Origin of the sequence: Micromonospora sp. NPDC126480, from assembly GCF_040302465.1 — a bacterium.
In the GTDB taxonomy this organism is placed as follows: Bacteria; Actinomycetota; Actinomycetes; order Mycobacteriales; family Micromonosporaceae; genus Micromonospora.
This window is the reverse complement of sequence record NZ_JBEORU010000020.1, coordinates 23,274-38,997: the sequence shown is the minus strand read 5'-3', so window position 1 is coordinate 38,997 and position 15,724 is coordinate 23,274. Positions and strand designations below refer to the sequence as shown.

Genomic DNA, 15,724 nt, shown 5'->3' with positions numbered 1-15,724 from the left:
GGACGTGACCTGTCGCTGCGCATCTGGCGAAGGTGTCCTGAGCGCCGTCGGGCCACCGGAAATCACGTCGCCGCGCCGCGACCGGCGTGCGATCGTGACCGCATGCCCCAGCCGGTCCTGCGTACCGAACGCCTGCTGCTGATGCCGCTCGCCGGCCGGCACCTGGAACTGGAGGTCCGGCTCGACTCCGACCCGGAGGTGCTGCGCTACCTCTACGGTCGGGCGCGGTCCCGGGCCGAGGTCGCCGAGGCGCACACGCGGCGGATGGGCCTGGCCGACAAGGTGGACGGCCTGGGCTTCTGGATGGCGTTCGGCACCGACGGCGGGGCGCCGGGCTCGGCGCCGCCGGCCACCGAGGACACCGGCGACTTCGTCGGGCTGCTGATGCTGCCGCCCGCGAACGGTCCCGACCAGCCGGACGACCCGAGCGTCGCCGAACTGGGCTACCGCATGGTCCGCCGCTACTGGCGGCGGGGCCTGGCCAGCGAGGCGTCGCGGGTCCTGCTGCGGCACGCCTTCGACACCGTCGGGCAGCGGCGGGTGATCGCGCAGACCATGGCCGTGAACACCGGTTCCCGCCGGGTCATGGAGTCGGTCGGCATGCGGTACGTCCGCACCTTCCACCCGGCGTGGGACGACCCGCTGCCCGGATCGGAGCAGGGCGAGGTCGAGTACGAGATCACCCGCGAGATGTGGACGGCGGCGCGCGATCAGGCGGGCCCGCAACGCTCCCGCAGCGTCGACACCCCGGGACCGGTCAGGTCGTCGCAGTAGGCGCTCCGGCCGGCCATCGCCATGGTCAGCGCCAGGGTCGTGCCGCGCACCAGGGGCCCGTCGCCGGCGGTGAAGGGACCGTCGGTCGCCTCGACCCGCAGGCCGGCGGTGGCACTGCGGCCGGCGACGGTGAAGTCACGGCCGGCGTAGAAGCGGGCGACGGGGCTGACGGCCTCGACCGGGGGCGTACGCCCGATTCCGAGGGGACGGCGAATGTCCTGGGCGTGCACGATCACCTCGCCGAGCCACGCCTCGGTCGGGCCGAACGTCGAGGTCGTGCTGTCGATCACGCGCCGGAACCGTGCGAGCGTCTCATCCGGGGTCGCGCCCCGGTGCTCGGCGAGACGCCGGTCGTTGTGCCGGTCGAAGTCGAACCGGGCGCCGAGCACGCTGGCCGTCCAGCGCAGCCGCCCGACGCTCGCCGCCGCCGTCAGGTGGGCGACGACCTCCTCCACCGTCCACCGCCCGCACAGCGAACGCTGGGCCCACTGCGCCGTCTCCAGCGCGGCGAGGTCCTCGGCGAGCGCCGCACGCTCCGCGTGCGCCAGCACCCACAGAGCCTCCCGAGACACCGACACCCGAACCTCCAGAAGCAGATCGACCTTTGCGAAAAAGACGTCATGGGAACCCCAAACTCATCGGCGCCCTCACCCCAATCCCGTCGATCTTGCAGTTCTGGCCCTCGATTCGGGCCGAACATCCCTTATGCCGGGGCAGAAAGTGCAAGATCGCGGGTGGTGGTGGGGGGGTTCGTACCATGCCGGGCGCGCCCGTGCTTGGCGGGTGGTACGGACGCCGGTCGCCGGGGACGGGGTGCGTGGCGGCGGCCCGAGGATCAGCGCGCGGAGGTTTCCTTGTCCCGACGTCACCGCCGGGGTCGGCTCGCCCCGGTACTGCTCACCGTCCTCCTGGCGGCGGTCGCCGCCTGCACCGCCGACAAGGGACCCGAACGGTCCGGCGGCGAGAAACGCTCGGCACGGGCGGATCCAGCGCTGCTCGCGCTCGGTGAACTGCTCGACGAGAACGGCGCGCTGCCGGTCGCCCAGGCCCAGCGGATGGTGGCCGGCCTGGTGCAGCCGCTTCCCGACGTGCAGCCGTGGACGGTGGCGGGCGCCGAGTCCCCGGCCCTGGCCGGTCTCGCGCTGCGCCGCGTCGCGCAGGCCCTGCCCACCCTGGATCCGCCGGTCGCCGAGGCGATCGAGGCGATCACCGAGCCGGCCGCCGACGAGGAGGAGGAGATCGTCCTGCAACCGGGCCAGGCGCGCGCCCGGACCGGCGCGACGACTGCCGCGCCCGCCTCGGTGCCCTCCGAGGAGGAGCTGACCGGTGTGATCGCCGGCGTGGTCGCCGGTATCGAGGAGCGCAGCGGGCACCGGCTGCGGCTGCCGATCCGGGTCCGCGTGGTGCCGGACACGCGGACCCGCGGCGACGCGGTGCTGGTCCCGATGGTCGCCGGCGACACGGTACGCGCCTGCCGCATGCTGCTGCCCCGAGGCCTGTTCGGCCAGGACGCCGCCTCGGTCACCAGCACCGTCGCGCACGAGGTGTGGCACTGCTTCCAGTACGACGCCGTGCCGCTGCGCCGCCTCGACGTTGCCCCACTGTGGATCATCGAGGGGCAGGCCGAGTGGGCGGGTGAAACCTACGTCGGCGGCTCCCCGTCGAGCGCCGGGCGCTGGGACACGTGGCTGCTGCAGCCGGCGCAGGCGCTGACCCGGCGCAGCTACGACGCCATCGGCCTGTACGCGGTGGCCGCCGCGGCGGGCGCCGACCCCTGGCGTACGGCCCTGCCCATGCTCGGCCGGCGCGGCGCGCCCGCGGTCGAGACACTGTTCGGTCAGCCCCCGACCCTCGCCGTACGCCGGGTCGCCACGTCCCTGGTCCGCTCGCCGCAACTCGGCGACGTGTGGGAGTCCAGCGGGCCGGGGATCACCGACGCCCGCGGGGCCGCGCAGATGACCGTTCCGGCCGGGGAGTCCCGGGAGGCCCGGATGCGGGTGCCCGCCTTCGGCGTCCTTCCGGTGCGCCTCATCGCGTCCGGCGGCGAGGTGCTTCGGGTCGCCGTGGAGGGCGGGGCGGCGGGTGCGGTCGCCATGCCCGGCGCCGGCACCGTGGAGCTGAACCCCGGGGGAAGTGCGCTGTTCTGCCTCGTCGAGGGGGGTTGCGCGTGCCCGGACGGGACGGTTCTGGAGGGCGTACCGCAGGTCACGGCCGGAGAGGGCGCTGCCGCCGTCGGGGCGGTGACCGCCGGTGAGGTCGCGGTGCTCGCCGAGTACCGCACCGTCGAGCAGGAGTGCGCGGCGAGCAACCTCGTCGGCGAGTGGGTCACCGACGTCTCGAACGTGATGCGGATGCTGTCCACGCAGTACGGCGCGATGCCGTCCTGCCGCGGGCCCTGGGTGGTGACGTTCACCGCGGACGGCCGGTTCAGCGCCGGGTACGAGGCCACCTGCCGGGTGAACCGGGTGACCGGCCAGGCTCGGGCCCGGTTCGCCGGGACGTACACGGACACCGGGCGAAGCTTCACCGTGTCGAACGTGACCGGCGACGGCACGATGACGATCGGCGGCCGCACGAGTCCGCTGCCCGGCGTGGAGGGGTTCCGGACCGCGCTCGGCGGGACGGCCGACTACGTCATCGACGGCGACACCCTGACCTACTGGTTCGCCGCCCCGGACGGGAAGAAGCCGACGATCGTGCTGACCCGGCGGTCCTGAACGCGGCCGGCGTGAATATGTCGGACCGGAATACCGCTGGCCAATGCACGCGCAAAGGCAGGAGCCCCGGCACACCGGCCGGGGCTCCTGCGGTGCGAAGTGATTCTCGGCGAAGCGGTTGACTTACGCCGGCGAGAGACCCTCGGCGAAGTCGTACAAGCTCTTGATGTCGTTGTCGAAGTACGGGCCGTCGAATTGGCCGTTGCCGGGATTGTCGCCGTGGCTGACGACGCTGTTGATGTATCCCAGACCGTTCTGGTCGTTGTACTCCTGCAACCAGGGTCCGCCGCTGGATCCGTACGTCATGTTGCACCACATCCGGATCTGCTGGCCACCGGCGTGCCAGCTGCCGCTCTGGCAGTAGTACTGGATCTCGCCGCCGCCGAGGTTGGACGGGTACCCGAGAGCCGTGACCAGGGGCACGTTGTAGCCCCAGTTCCAGCGCATGCCGTTGCCGCCGACCGTCTCGACGACCTTCAGGCCCCAGCTTCCGCCGTTGTGCATGATGGCGATGGCCATGTCCTCGTCGAAGCTGCTGTTGTTGACCCACGCGGTGCGGGCCGTCAGCTGGTAGGCCACGAACGTGCCGAACGGGCGCGCCCCGCTGCGGTACCGGGGCACGAACTGCCAGTTGCGGTACCACTGGCCGCCGCGACCCTGGTGCACGCAGTGGCCGGCGGTCATGACCAGTCGCCGCTTACCGCTGGCCACCGTGCTGGCCGAGCAGGAGGCGGTGCCGCCGCTGGGGGTGGTGAAGTAGACCTTGCCCACGGTCTTCGACTCGTTGAGCTGGATGCTCTTGTCGTCGGTGCTGGCGACCCGCGGTGCCACCGGCGCGACCGCGCCCGCCGGCCCCTTGGGCTCCGGCGCCGGGCGCCGCGCGTCGGTGGCGCCGCCCGCGCTGGGCAGGTCCAGGTCGACGGCGCTCGCCATGCGCTGCGGCGTCCAGAACTCGGCGACCTCCTTGGCGATCTTCTCGTTGGTGATCGCCCGGCCGTCGGTCGTGCGGGCGACGGTGGTGGTGTTGCCGGTGCGGTCGGTCGTCGGTTTCGCCTCGGCGACCGACGGGCCGGTCACGACCAGCGCGAGCGCGAGGCTGGCCGTCGCCGACCAGCGCAGGGTTGGTTTCAAGAGTTGCCCCCTTTTTCTCCGTGCCCCGATTGGGCGACCGAAACGTATCGACGGAATTGCAGTGATCGCAACATGATCGAATGCCAGGAAATTGACAATGACTGCTTGGCGACCGATAACGTTCGACACAAAGCCGTTCACATTTTCGGTGCAATCCCAAAACCGCGAGGACAACTCGGAATGGGCACTTTCCGTCGCGCGGGAATTGCAATTCCGGCAGTGCGCCGGTAAAGGAATGCGTCTACCGGGCGGCGGTCGCACGCAGTGCGGCGAGGGCCGTCCGCACCGCCGGTGTGTGCTCGACCGCGTCGTGCACCACGACGTGGATCGACCGCACCGGCGTCGGGCGGACCACGCGGACGCGGGTCACCCCGTCAGGAAGGTGGGCCGCGCCGAGCGCGGGGAGCACCGTAAGGCCGATGCCGGCCGCGACGAAGGCGAGCGCGGTCGGGTAGTCGTGCGCCTCGACCCGGAAGGCGGGGCTGAATCCGGCGGCGGTGCAGGCCTCGATCAGGTTGGCGCGGCACCAGCCCCGGGCGAAGTCGTTGTCGACCCAGCGCTCCTCGGCGAGGTCGGCCAGGTCCGTCTCGGCCCGGCCGGCGAGACGGTGACCGGCGGGCAGCACCGCCACGTACGGGTCGTCGAGGAGGTGGTGGGCGGTGAACCCCGGGCCGGGATCGAAGCCCTGCCGCGCCACGACCACCTGGAGGTCGGCGCGTTCCTCCGCGCTGTCCGGGATGTGTTCACGCAGCTCCAGGTCGAGCCGGACACCGGGGTGGTCGGCGAGGACGCACCGCACCACGTGCGGCATCCACGCCGCGCCCACCGACGCGAAGTACGCGATGGACAGTGCGCCGGTGCGGCCGGTGCGCAGGTCCGCGATCAGCGACTCGGCCGCACCGAGCCGGGCGAGCACCCGGTCCGCCTCGGCGGCGAGGGCGTGCCCGGCGGCGGTGGGCCGCAGGCCCCGGCCCGCCCGGGCGAGGAGGGTGAGGCCGGTCTCGCGTTGCAGCGCGCTGAGGTGCTGGCTCACCGCGGAGGGGGTGTAGCCCAGGTTGGCGGCGGCCGCTTGGACGGACCCGGAGGCCACGACGGAACGGAAGACACGGAGGCGGTGGACGTCGAGCACCCGACAACTGTAAAGCCGTACTGAAGTGTTGTGAAGAAATAATCACTGGTGCTGAACAGTCGGGCGCACCAGAATCGGCCCATGACGCTCACGCAGCCCACCGCCGCCCGGAGCCGGCCCGCCGGCACGGCCGGCGACGGCGCCCCCGCGGCGTACGCCCGGTCCTGGCCGACCCTCGCCGCCGCCGGGACGACGGTGTTGCTGTGGGCGTCGGCGTTCGTCGGCATCCGCTTCGCCGGGCACGACTACTCCCCCGGTGCCATGGCGCTGGGCCGGATGGCGGCGGCGTCCGCCGCGCTGGGCGCGTTCGTGGCCCTGACCGCCGGGCTCCGGCGCGACCGGGCGCCGCGCCGGACCGCGATGCCGCGTGGCGGGACCCTCGGGTTGATCGCACTGTGGGGCGTGGCCTGGTTCGGCGGGTACAACGTGGCGCTCAACGCCGCCGAGCGGCTGGTCGACGCCGGCACGGCGGCACTGCTGGTGGCGGTCGCGCCGATCCTTGTCGCGGTGGCCGCGGTGCTGGTCCTGGGCGAACGCCTCACCCGCCGGCTCGGCGTCGGGGTGGCGATCGCCTTCGCGGGCGTCGCCCTGATCGCGGCAAGCGGCTTCACCGGGCACGCCGACAAGCTCGGCGTCGCGCTGGCGGTGCTCTCCGCGATGCTGTACGCGTTCGGCGTACTGCTCCAGAAACGCCTGCTGGCGCGGGTGGACGCCGTGACGATGACCTGGCTCGGCGCGCTGGCCGGGACCGCGGCGCTGCTGCCGTTCGCCCCCACGCTGCTCGACGAGCTCGCCGCGGCGCCGGCGGAGGCCACCCTCGGCATGCTGTACCTGGGCGTGTTCCCCACCGCGGTCGGCTTCCTCGCCTGGGGCTACGTCCTGTCCCGCTGGACGGCGGGGCGCACCACGGCCGCGACCTACCTGGTGCCGCCGGTGACCGTCCTGCTGTCCTGGACCCTGCTGGGCGAGGTGCCGGCGCCGCTGGCACTGCTCGGCGGCGCGCTCTGCCTGGCCGGCGTGGTCCTCGCGACGCGCCGCTGACCCCGAGCCGGCCTGCTCAGCTAGCCCGCAGGCAGAACTCGTTGCCGTCCGGGTCGGCCAGCTCGACGGTGCCGTCCGCACCGGCCCCGAGCCGGGTGGCCCCGAGAGCGACCAGCCGGTCGACCTCCGCCCGCTGGTCGCCGCCGGCCGGGGCGAGGTCGAAGCGCTGTCGGTTCCGCCCGGTCTTTGGGGCCACCGGCGGGCCGCCCCACGCGACCTTCGTGCCGCCGTACGGCGACTGGACCGCGGTCTCCTCGTCCTGGTCCCACACCAGCGGCCAACCCAGCGCCGCGCTCCAGAACAGACCGACCTCGCGGGTGCCGTCGCAGGCCAGCTCACCGAGGAAGCCGCACCCGGCGAGGAAGTTGTTGCCCGGCTCGATCACGCAGAACGCGTAGCCCTCGAGGTCGGCCAGGACGACGTGCCCCTCCTCGGGGCGCTGCCCGACGTCGAGGTGGCTGCCGCCGAGCCGCAGCGCCGTCGCCACCGTACGCTGCTGGTCGTCCGGGGCGGCACTGGTCAGGTGCAGGTGGATGCGGTTCGGCCGCACCAGCTCTTCGCGGGTCGGGGCGAAACGGAGGCCGACCTGGGTGTCGTCGCCGGGCAGGAGCAGGCCACCGGAGTCCTCGACGATCTCCCGGTCGAGCAGGCCGGCCCAGAACCGCGCCGCGCGAGCCGGATCGCGCGCATCGAAGGTCACCGACAGCAGTCGCGAGAGCATCGGCCCACAGTAGACACGGGCCACCGGGCCGACAAGGCGATAATCGGTCACCGGGCGCGGCCGACCCGGTCGACGAGCCAGGGAGGCAGCGACATGTCCGGCACGCAGCTGTACGACACCATCGGCGCCACCTACACCGTGACGCGGCGCACCGAGCCGCGGATCGCCGCGCAGGTCTGGGCCGCGCTCGGCGACGCGCGGACGGTGTTGAACGTCGGGGCCGGGACCGGCTCGTACGAGCCCACCGACCGGGCCGTCCTCGCGGTGGAGCCGTCGGCGCTCATGCGTGCGCAGCGCCCCGCAGAGGCGGCGCCGTGCGTGGCCGCCGCCGCGCAGAGCCTGCCCTTCGCGGACCGGTCCTTCGACGCCGCGATGGCCTTCGCCACCGTCCACCACTGGCCGGATCCGGTCGCCGGCCTGCGCGAGCTGCGGCGCGTCGCCCGCCGCGTGGTGGTGTTCACGCACGACACAAGCGACGCCGCCTGGCTCGACCGGTTCTGGCTCACCCGCGACTACCTGCCGGAGGTCGCCGGTCTCCTCGCCGGGCGGCCGTCGCTCACCGTTCTGGCCGACGCGATCGGCGCCCGCGTGGAGCCGGTGCCCGTACCCTGGGACTGCGTCGACGGCTTCTTCGAGGCGTACTGGCGCCGGCCCGAGGCCTACCTGGACGAGAACGTACGTCGCGGGGTGTCGGTCTGGACCCGGGTCGGGCCGGACGCCGAGCGGCGGGCGGTGCGCGACCTCCGCGCCGACCTCGCCTCCGGCCGGTGGGCGCAGCGCAACCGCGACCTCGTCGACCTCGACGCGGCCGAGCTGGGCCTTCGCCTGCTCGTCGCCTGAACCCGCCACGCCTTGACCCTGCCAAGGTGTCAGGGTCGAGGCTGAACTCATGGACCTCGACGACTACCGCACGCATTCCCGCTACAGCGATCCCCGCCGGCACGCGGCGCTTCTCGACGCCGTACCCGCCGACCTGGCCGCCGTGGCGGCGACCGCCCGCAACGTGATCGTCCACTACCGGGCGGGTGGCGTGGAGCTGCCCGCCGACCGGCGGGACGAGGTGAACAACCGTTGGCTGGACCGCATCCTCGACACCGACCAGGCCCGCTTCCCGCTGCCGCTCACCGCGACCCGTCCGGCCGCCGACCGCGTCGCGGGCTGCTGTCGGGACCACACGCTGTTCACGGTCGCGGTGCTGCGCCAACACGGCGTCCCCGCTCGCAGCCGGGTCGGCTTCGCCTCCTACTTCACGCCGGGCTGGCACCACGACCACGTGCTGGCGGAGTACTGGAACGGCGAACGCTGGGTCTGGGCCGACCCGGAACTCGACCCCGCCGGCGAGTGGCAGTTCGACGGCTACGACATCGACCCGACGGCCGGGCTCTTCGACTCGGCGGCCCGGGTCTGGACGGCGTACCGGGCCGGAACGGTCGACCCCGACGTCTACGGCGTCGACGAAGGGCTGCCGATCCGTGGCGCCTGGTTCGTCTACAACTACGTCCTGCAGGAACTCGCCCACCGGCAGAAGGACGAGCTGCTGCTGTGGGACACCTTCGGCGCGATGACCGACGACCTCGCGTACGCGGATCTCGCGCTGGCCGACGAGATCGCGGCGCTGCTGCTCGCCGCCGACGGCGGCGACCGGGCGGCGGAGAAGGAGCTGGCCGACCGGTACGCCACCGACGCGCGCCTACGCCCCGGCCATTCGATCCGCAGCGTCTCCCCCGATCAACGGCGTCGTCTCGGCAGTGGACCTGCGCCGCTCGATGTAAAAGTTTCTAGACACGGTGTCAAAGACGCCTTACGCTGACCGTGTCAAGGATTCTTTACACGGGAGGCGGTTCATGACGCACGAGGAGAAACGCGCCTGGATCATGCTGGTGGTCATTGCGGTCGGGTACGCCGTGTACGCCGCCGTCATCCTCAGCCGGGTCGACGGCGGGCCGCTCGCCGCCACCCCGTACGCCGGGGTTCTGCTGTGGACGGTCGGTGGCGCCATCGTCGCGGCCATCGTGGCCGAGATCGCGATGGGCGTGGTGAACCCGCGGGCGTCCCGCGTCAAGGACGCGCGCGACCGGGAGATCGGGCGGCTCGGCGACCACGTCGGGCAGGCGTTCGTCGTCATCGGCGCGGTGTCGGCGCTGCTGATGGCGTTGGCCGAGTGGGACTGGTTCTGGATTGCCAACGTCATCTACCTGTGCTTCGTCCTGTCGGCGGTGGTCGGCTCCCTGGCGAAGGTGATCGTCTACCGCAAGGGCGTCCCGCAGTGGTGAAACCGACCCGCGTCACGAACAACATCCGCGCGCTGCGCTTCGCGCACGACGAGATGACCCAGGCCGAGCTGGCCGAGCGGATCGGCGTGACCCGGCAGACCGTCATCGCCATCGAGCAGGGCCGCTACTCGCCCTCGCTGGAGATGGCGTTCCGGATCGCCCGCGTGTTCGGCGTACGGCTCGACGACGTGTTCCAGTACCCCGAGGAGGCGACACCGTGAAGGCCATCGTCCAGGACACCTACGGCCCGCCGGACGTGCTCCGGCTCCGCGACATCGACCGGCCGTCCATCGGCGACCGCGACGTTCTCGTCCAGGTCCACGCGGCCGGGGTCGACCCCGGAGTCTGGATCTTCATGACCGGCCGCCCCTACCTGGCCCGGCTGGCCAGCGGGCTGCGCCGGCCCCGGGTGCCGGTGCGCGGCCGGGACGTCGCCGGGACCGTGGTCGCCGTCGGCACCCGGGTGACCCGGTTCCAGCCGGGCGACGAGGTGTTCGGCACCTCCCTGCGCGGCTCGTACGCCGAGTTCGCGAGCGCGCCGCAGCGGCGGCTGGCCCGCAAGCCGGCCAACGTGTCGTTCACGCAGGCCGCCGCCGTGCCGGTCTCCGGGATGACCGCGCTACGGGCGGTCCGCGACACCGGCGAGGTGCGGCCGGGGCACCGGGTGCTGGTCATCGGCGCGTCCGGCGGTGTCGGGTCCCACACCGTGCAGATCGCCAAGGCGTACGGGGCGACGGTCACCGCCGTGTGCGCCCCGGCCAGGGCCGATTTCGTACGCTCCCTCGGCGCCGACGACGTCCTCGACTACACAAGCGAGGAGGTCGACCGCGACGGCCCGGTGTACGACGTGGTCATCGACACCGGCGGTGACCGGCCGTTCGCCCTCCTGCGCCGCGCCCTCACCCCGCGCGGGACGCTGGCGCTGGTCGGCGGCTCGTACACGAAGGGGCCGGTGCTCAGCGGCTACGACCGGCAGATGGTGCGCGCGCCGCTGCTGTCCCTGTTCGTCGGCCAGCGGCTGCGCTCGGTGAGCGCCGTGGAGCGGGCCGAGGACCTGGACGAGCTACGGGATCTCATCGAGTCCGGCGCGCTCACCCCGGCGGTCGACCGCACCTACCCCCTCGCCGAGGCGGCGGACGCGATCCGCCACTTCCGGGACGGGCACCCGGCCGGCAAGGTCGTCGTCACCATCTGACCCGCGCTGCCGGCGGCCTGACCCGTGCCGCCGACGGCGGTCGCCTCACCTCCGACGCGGGTCGCGGCGGAACTCCGCCCAGATCTTGGACATGCTGTTAGCGTCGTGCGGTGTTCGCCACCGAACGGGTCAGGCTGCGCCCGCCCACACCCGACGACGCCCCGAGCCTGTTCCGCCTGCAGAGCGATCCCGAGCTGCACCTGCTCACCGACGAGGAGGCGTTCCTGCCGGGTCATGCCGGCCAGGTTCGCGCCCAGTTGGAGAAGCAGGTCACCGAGCCAAGCGACGGCGAGACCACGGTGACGCTGCTGGCCGAGACGGTGGCCGACGGCACGTTCCTGGGCCGGGGCACGCTGTGGGGGGTCAATTCCTTCAACGGGTACGGCCACCTCGGCATCAGGCTGGTTCCGGAGGCGCGCGGCCAGGGGTACGGCACCGAGGTGATCCAGCTGCTCTGCCGGTACGGCTTCCGCAACCGCAACCTGCGCCGGCTGGAACTGGAGATGCTGGCCAGCAACCTGGCGATGCGGCGGACCGCGGAGGCGTGCGGCTTCACGCACGAGGTCACCCAGCGGGAACGCGAGTACGACGGCGACGGCTTCGTCGACCTGGTGCTCTACGGCCTGCTCCGGCGCGACTGGAAGCCGACCGACCGGAACAACTCTTCGGCCCAGTCATATCGCGCACCTGGATTATCGGGTCGATGAGCGCGGTGGCCGGCTGTTAGCGTCGGGCCCGTGTTCGCCACCGAACGGGTCCGACTGCGCCCGCCCACACCCGACGACGCGCCGAACCTGTTCCGCCTGAAGAGCGATCCCGAGCTGCATCTGATCACCGACGGCGAGCCGTTCGTGCCGCGCCACGTCGGCCAGCTGCGGGCCTGGCTGGAGAAGCAGGTCGTCGAGCCGGCCGACGGCGAGACGATGGTCATGCTGCTGGCCGAGACCGTGGCCGACGGCACGTTCCTGGGCCGCGGTGTGCTGTGGGGGATCAACACCTTCAACGGGTACGGCCACCTCGGCATCGCGCTGGTCCCCGAGGCGCGCGGCCAGGGGTACGGCACCGAGGTCATCCACCTGCTCTGCCGGTACGGCTTCCGCAACCGCAACCTGCGCCGCCTGGAGCTGGAGACGCTGGCCAGCAACACGGCGATGCGGCGGACCGCGGAGGCGTGCGGCTTCACGCACGAGGGCACCCAGCGGGAACGCGAGTACGACGGCGACGGCTTCGCCGACTTCGTCCTCTACGGCCTGCTCCGGCGCGAGTGGAAGCCGTAGCCCGGACGCACAGCCGTGGCCGCCGTAGCCGCCATTGCCCCGCCGTGGCCGCCGGTCGCCTCTCGCCTCTCGCCTGTCGCCTGTCGCCTGTCGCCTGTCGCCCCGGACGCCATATCTCCTCGCGAGCGATATGACTGACAGGCATAAATATTCCTGACAGTCATATCGCTCGACAGCGAATCTCCTCCCCGGCCGGCGCCGCTGGCCTACCCCAGCCGGCGCCGCTGGCCTACCCCAGCCGGCGCCGCTGGCCTACCCCCGCAAAGGGGTGGGCTCGTCAGCGGGTCAGGACTGACCAGGGTCACCTGCCGCGCCCGCCGGCCGCTCGTGGAGCCGGGTTCCGGCCGGGCCGACGAGCGCCGGACCCGGCCGGAACGGTCCGCTCAGCTACAGGCGACGCCGTTGAGCGTGAAGCCGCTCGGCGGCGCGGCGTTGCCGCTGTGGCTGGCCTGGAAGCCGATGGTTATCGAGCCGCCCGCTGGGATGGCGGCGTTGTAGCTGACGTTCGTGGCGGTCACCTGGCCGCTGGTCGGTGAGTACGTGGCACTCCAGCCGGAGGTGATGGTCTGCCCAGCGGCGAGGTTGAACCTCAGCGTCCAGCCGTTGACGGCGCTCGTGCCGGTGTTGGTGATGGTGATGTTGTCGACCAGGCCGTTGTTCCACGCGTTGACCGCATTGGTCACCCGGCACGTCCCCGTGGGCGCACTGCCGGTCGGGGTCGGGCTGGCCGTCGGGGTCGGGCTTGCCGTCGGGGTCGGGCTGGCGGTCGGGCTGGCCGTCGGCGAGGCGGATCCTTCATCCAGGGTGATCGTGGCGATGCTCCGGGCGGGCACGTCGACGGTCGCCTGTCCCCCGCTGACGGCCACCGCCTGCGACTGGGCACTCAACGTCCGCGAGGTGACGGTGTACGAGGCCGCGGAGATGCCGTGCGGCACCTGGACGACGGCGTCGTCGACCGGGTTGTTCGACCTGTTGAGGAGCACCAGCACGACCTTGCCCCGGCCCCGGTAGGCGGTGACCTCCAGGCCGGACGCCCGCGTACTCTTCGAGACGGCGACCCGCCGGTCACCGGGACGGACGTGCTTGGCGTACTGCGAGAACGCATGGCCGCGCTTGAGGACGGCGCCCTTGGTGGTCCCGTACTGCGCCTCGCCGTCACCGATGAAGGAATAGAAGCGGCGGCCGTACCACCAGACGTAGGCGCTCCAGTTCGCCTCCATCGACTTGTGGACGGTGCGCATGATGTCGTCGAGGGTCTCGTTCCAGACGGCCGTGTTGCTCGGGTCGCCCCAGATTGCCGAACCGCTGCCGTCGGCCGCGTGCAGGTTCCACTCGGTCATCCACTGGTTCTTGCCGTGCTGGGCGGCCAGCGGGTACGGCGACAGGTTGCCGCTGTTCTCGGTGTCGTACAGGTGGCCGCCGACGTACCCGATGTTGTTGCGCGCGGCGGCGTCCTGCAGCGTGGAGTCGGTGTACGCGCGGTTGAACCGCAGCGATTCGGCCACCATCAGCCGGGTGTCCCGGACCTTGTCCCCGTGGTCGCGGACGAAGTCGCGCAGCTCGGTGCCCGTCCAGTCCATGGAGTCGTAGTCGGGGTGCCAGTCCGGCTCGTTCTGCACCGAGGTCACGTCGACCGTGATTCCCTGACCCTTCATGTACTGCACATAGCTGTCGAGGTGGGCGGCGTAGTCGTCGTAGTAGTCGGGTTTGAGCTTGCCGCCGTTGGTCCGGCTGTTGTTGGTCTTGAAGTGGGCGGGCGCCGTCCAGGGCGAGGCGAGGATCTTCACGTCGGAGCCGTAGGACTTCGCCGTCCGCAGGCTGTTGACGGCGTAACTCCACTCGCTGGACTCCGGCGACAGCCCGGTCCGTACGATCGACAGGCCGAGCTGCCCCGGGCCCAGGCCGACGAGGGTCTGTGTCTCGGCGGTGGTCCAGTGGTCGCTGCCCCAGATCGGGGTCGCGGCGCCGAACCCGTCGATTGTCTGGTACGGCGTGGCGGTGTCGACGGTGAGGTCGGGCGTCGCGGCCAGCAGGGGCGGCGCGGTCAGGATTCCCGCCACGGTGACCAGCGACGTCGCGGCGGCGAGCACGGTGACCGCGACGGCTCCGCGCCGCCGGCGGGACGATGGAACGTCATCGGGATGGGCAAGCCTCATCGGGCTTCCTCTCTACCGCCGCTGCGATGCAGGTGGCGGCACCTCGCGCAGCTGGACGCGCGGGTCAGCCCGAGCGGCCGGGCGGGCAGCGGACGAGCCGCCTGCCGTCGCTTCCAGCTACAGGTCGATCAGGAACGATCCGTTCCCGCGCCGTTGCCCTCGGCTCGGGTCATCGCTGCCCACTCCCGGGCGCCACATCGACAGCCATCGTCCCAGCCCACTGCGCCACCCGGCAACCGCCGTGCGACGTCCACCAGGGACTGCAATGACGGGAAGTCACGAATCCGGCATTCTCGACAACTAGTGTCGGTCGTGAAGGTGGCGTCCATACAGCGGGTGCAGAGGGGCGAGAGCGACATGGCCGGCGACGTTCGCGCAGGGGAAGTTGACGAACTTACGTTCATCAACCCGAAGGGTCTCTATGATCCTCGGCCGAACGCGTACTCACATCTGGCGGTGTTTCCGGCCGGCTGGCGGATGATCCTCCCGGCGGGGCAGGGCGGCGAGACCGAGGACGGCGTCCTGTCGGAGGACTTCGGGACGCAGCTCAGGCAAGCGCTGACGAACACGCAGACCGTGCTCGCGGCCGCTGGCGCCGCGATGTCGGACGTGGCGAAGTTCAACCTTCTCATCGTCGACCACGACGAGGAGAAGTTCGGGGTGGTGAAGGAGGAGTTCGGTCGCGTGTGGGGTGACCGGAAGCCGGCGTGGACTTTGATCCCGGTGCCCGCGCTGGCGCTGCCCGGCATGCTGGTGGAGATCGACGTGATCGCCGTCGTGCCGCGGTGAGGTGACACATCGCAGCGACCCGGCGGGGCAGGCCGCAAGCAGCGGATCAGCCCAGTGCCTTGCGCAGCAACGCCGTCAACTGGTCCTGTTCGTCGGGTGAGAGTCGTCCGACCGCTGTACGGGCGAAGGTGAAGGCCGTTGCGAACCGCTCGTTGATCTCGCTGCCGAGAGGGGTTCGCGCGACCAGTCGTGCGCGGCGGTCCCGGGGATCCGGTTCGCGGGTCACGAGGCCGAGCGCTTCGAGTCGCGCGACGATCTGGGTGATGTTGGAGGCATCACAGCCCAGTTCCTCGGCCAGGGCGCCCATGCCGCGTCGCTCATCGAGTCGCCCCAGCACACATGCCTGCGCCGGGCTGAGCGACAGCTCGGCCGCGGCCGTCTCGTAGGCGCGATCGTAGACATCGACCAGGTCGAACAAGGCAGCCTCGGCCTCGGACGAGGTGGTCACTGGTCTGTTCGGCACCGCCACGGTCCCCACCCTAGAACAGTTACTTGATTCGCTCAACTATCTGTGATCGGAT

The 15,724-nt window shown here is 71.8% G+C and carries 16 protein-coding genes and 1 pseudogene; 11 read left to right on the top strand and 6 right to left on the bottom strand.

The genetic code is table 11. From position 1 onward, the window contains the following. The first annotated feature begins 102 nt into the window (after positions 1–102). The gene (locus ABTW87_RS19210; protein WP_350652182.1) at positions 103–774 is read left to right on the top strand and encodes a GNAT family N-acetyltransferase; all 672 of its coding nucleotides are present in this window, start codon (positions 103–105) and stop codon (positions 772–774) included. Here ABTW87_RS19210 and ABTW87_RS19205 read toward each other — a convergent pair. After that, complete coding sequence (locus ABTW87_RS19205; RefSeq protein WP_350652181.1) at positions 711–1,346, bottom strand: maleylpyruvate isomerase family mycothiol-dependent enzyme; 636 nt, start codon at positions 1,344–1,346, stop codon at positions 711–713. The genes ABTW87_RS19210 and ABTW87_RS19205 overlap by 64 nt on opposite strands. 282 nt (positions 1,347–1,628) lie before the next feature. Here ABTW87_RS19205 and ABTW87_RS19200 point away from each other — a divergent pair, with 282 nt between their 5' ends. Then, entirely contained in the window at positions 1,629–3,491 is a 1,863-nt protein-coding gene (locus ABTW87_RS19200; protein ID WP_350652180.1) for an META domain-containing protein, read from the top strand. Between the two features lie 123 nt (positions 3,492–3,614). Here ABTW87_RS19200 and ABTW87_RS19195 read toward each other — a convergent pair whose 3' ends face one another. Together ABTW87_RS19195 and ABTW87_RS19190 are read right to left on the bottom strand one after the other, a co-directional pair. Next, positions 3,615–4,622 (bottom strand): trypsin-like serine peptidase, encoded by a 1,008-nt coding sequence (locus ABTW87_RS19195; RefSeq protein WP_350652179.1) that lies wholly within the window; start codon positions 4,620–4,622, stop codon positions 3,615–3,617. 241 nt (positions 4,623–4,863) lie between these two features. Next, positions 4,864–5,751 carry a LysR family transcriptional regulator gene (locus tag ABTW87_RS19190; protein ID WP_350652178.1) on the bottom strand — a complete coding sequence of 296 codons (888 nt, stop codon included), beginning with the start codon at positions 5,749–5,751 and terminating at the stop codon, positions 4,864–4,866. 81 nt (positions 5,752–5,832) lie between these two features. Between ABTW87_RS19190 and ABTW87_RS19185 the strand changes: the two genes are divergently transcribed. Continuing rightward, positions 5,833–6,792 (top strand): DMT family transporter, encoded by a 960-nt coding sequence (locus tag ABTW87_RS19185; RefSeq protein ID WP_350652177.1) that lies wholly within the window; start codon positions 5,833–5,835, stop codon positions 6,790–6,792. Positions 6,793–6,808: 16 nt separating this feature from the next. Here the strand turns inward: ABTW87_RS19185 and ABTW87_RS19180 are convergent, their stop codons facing one another. Continuing rightward, on the bottom strand, positions 6,809–7,513 hold the full coding sequence (locus ABTW87_RS19180; RefSeq protein ID WP_350652176.1) for a VOC family protein: 705 nt from the start codon (positions 7,511–7,513) through the stop codon (positions 6,809–6,811). A gap of 99 nt (positions 7,514–7,612) precedes the next feature. Between ABTW87_RS19180 and ABTW87_RS19175 the strand changes: the two are divergent. From ABTW87_RS19175 to ABTW87_RS19145, 7 genes and pseudogenes are all read left to right on the top strand, one after another. Then, positions 7,613–8,353, top strand: a pseudogene (locus ABTW87_RS19175) (class I SAM-dependent methyltransferase); the annotation flags it as partial. 49 nt (positions 8,354–8,402) lie between these two features. Continuing rightward, complete coding sequence (locus ABTW87_RS19170) at positions 8,403–9,323, top strand: transglutaminase-like domain-containing protein (RefSeq protein ID WP_350652175.1); 921 nt, start codon at positions 8,403–8,405, stop codon at positions 9,321–9,323. Between the two features lie 34 nt (positions 9,324–9,357). After that, on the top strand, positions 9,358–9,786 hold the full coding sequence (locus ABTW87_RS19165; protein WP_350652174.1) for a hypothetical protein: 429 nt from the start codon (positions 9,358–9,360) through the stop codon (positions 9,784–9,786). Next, a complete protein-coding gene (locus ABTW87_RS19160; RefSeq protein ID WP_502891613.1) occupies positions 9,780–10,007 on the top strand; it encodes a helix-turn-helix transcriptional regulator in 228 nt (75 codons plus the stop codon). The genes ABTW87_RS19165 and ABTW87_RS19160 overlap by 7 nt, the downstream gene beginning before the upstream one ends. Then, on the top strand, positions 10,004–10,981 hold the full coding sequence (locus tag ABTW87_RS19155; protein ID WP_350652173.1) for an NAD(P)-dependent alcohol dehydrogenase: 978 nt from the start codon (positions 10,004–10,006) through the stop codon (positions 10,979–10,981). The genes ABTW87_RS19160 and ABTW87_RS19155 overlap by 4 nt, the downstream gene beginning before the upstream one ends. A 110-nt stretch (positions 10,982–11,091) precedes the next feature. Beyond that, a complete protein-coding gene (locus ABTW87_RS19150) occupies positions 11,092–11,688 on the top strand; it encodes a GNAT family N-acetyltransferase (protein WP_350652172.1) in 597 nt (198 codons plus the stop codon). 30 nt (positions 11,689–11,718) lie between these two features. Further along, complete coding sequence (locus ABTW87_RS19145; RefSeq protein ID WP_350652171.1) at positions 11,719–12,258, top strand: GNAT family N-acetyltransferase; 540 nt, start codon at positions 11,719–11,721, stop codon at positions 12,256–12,258. Positions 12,259–12,641: 383 nt separating this feature from the next. Here ABTW87_RS19145 and ABTW87_RS19140 read toward each other — a convergent pair whose 3' ends face one another. Further along, positions 12,642–14,414, bottom strand: coding sequence for a cellulose binding domain-containing protein (locus ABTW87_RS19140; protein WP_350652170.1), 1,773 nt, complete (start codon positions 14,412–14,414; stop codon positions 12,642–12,644). A gap of 357 nt (positions 14,415–14,771) precedes the next feature. On the opposite strand from ABTW87_RS19140, the gene ABTW87_RS19135 reads away from it, so the two are divergent. Beyond that, the gene (locus ABTW87_RS19135; protein WP_350652169.1) at positions 14,772–15,203 is read left to right on the top strand and encodes a RidA family protein; all 432 of its coding nucleotides are present in this window, start codon (positions 14,772–14,774) and stop codon (positions 15,201–15,203) included. A 46-nt stretch (positions 15,204–15,249) separates the two neighbouring features. Here ABTW87_RS19135 and ABTW87_RS19130 read toward each other — a convergent pair whose 3' ends face one another. Further along, positions 15,250–15,672 (bottom strand): MarR family winged helix-turn-helix transcriptional regulator, encoded by a 423-nt coding sequence (locus ABTW87_RS19130; RefSeq protein ID WP_350652168.1) that lies wholly within the window; start codon positions 15,670–15,672, stop codon positions 15,250–15,252. Positions 15,673–15,724: the final 52 nt, after the last annotated feature.

Bases quoted from the DNA above. Each gene is read 5' to 3' on its own strand.
- ABTW87_RS19140 (WP_350652170.1), bottom strand. From the start codon at position 14,414: ATGAGGCTTGCCCATCCCGATGACGTTCCATCGTCCCGCCGGCGGCGC.
- ABTW87_RS19185 (WP_350652177.1), top strand. From the start codon at position 5,833: ATGACGCTCACGCAGCCCACCGCCGCCCGGAGCCGGCCCGCCGGCACG.
- ABTW87_RS19210 (WP_350652182.1), top strand. From the start codon at position 103: ATGCCCCAGCCGGTCCTGCGTACCGAACGCCTGCTGCTGATGCCGCTC.
- ABTW87_RS19180 (WP_350652176.1), bottom strand. From the start codon at position 7,513: ATGCTCTCGCGACTGCTGTCGGTGACCTTCGATGCGCGCGATCCGGCT.
- ABTW87_RS19170 (WP_350652175.1), top strand. From the start codon at position 8,403: ATGGACCTCGACGACTACCGCACGCATTCCCGCTACAGCGATCCCCGC.
- ABTW87_RS19165 (WP_350652174.1), top strand. From the start codon at position 9,358: ATGACGCACGAGGAGAAACGCGCCTGGATCATGCTGGTGGTCATTGCG.
- ABTW87_RS19135 (WP_350652169.1), top strand. From the start codon at position 14,772: ATGGCCGGCGACGTTCGCGCAGGGGAAGTTGACGAACTTACGTTCATC.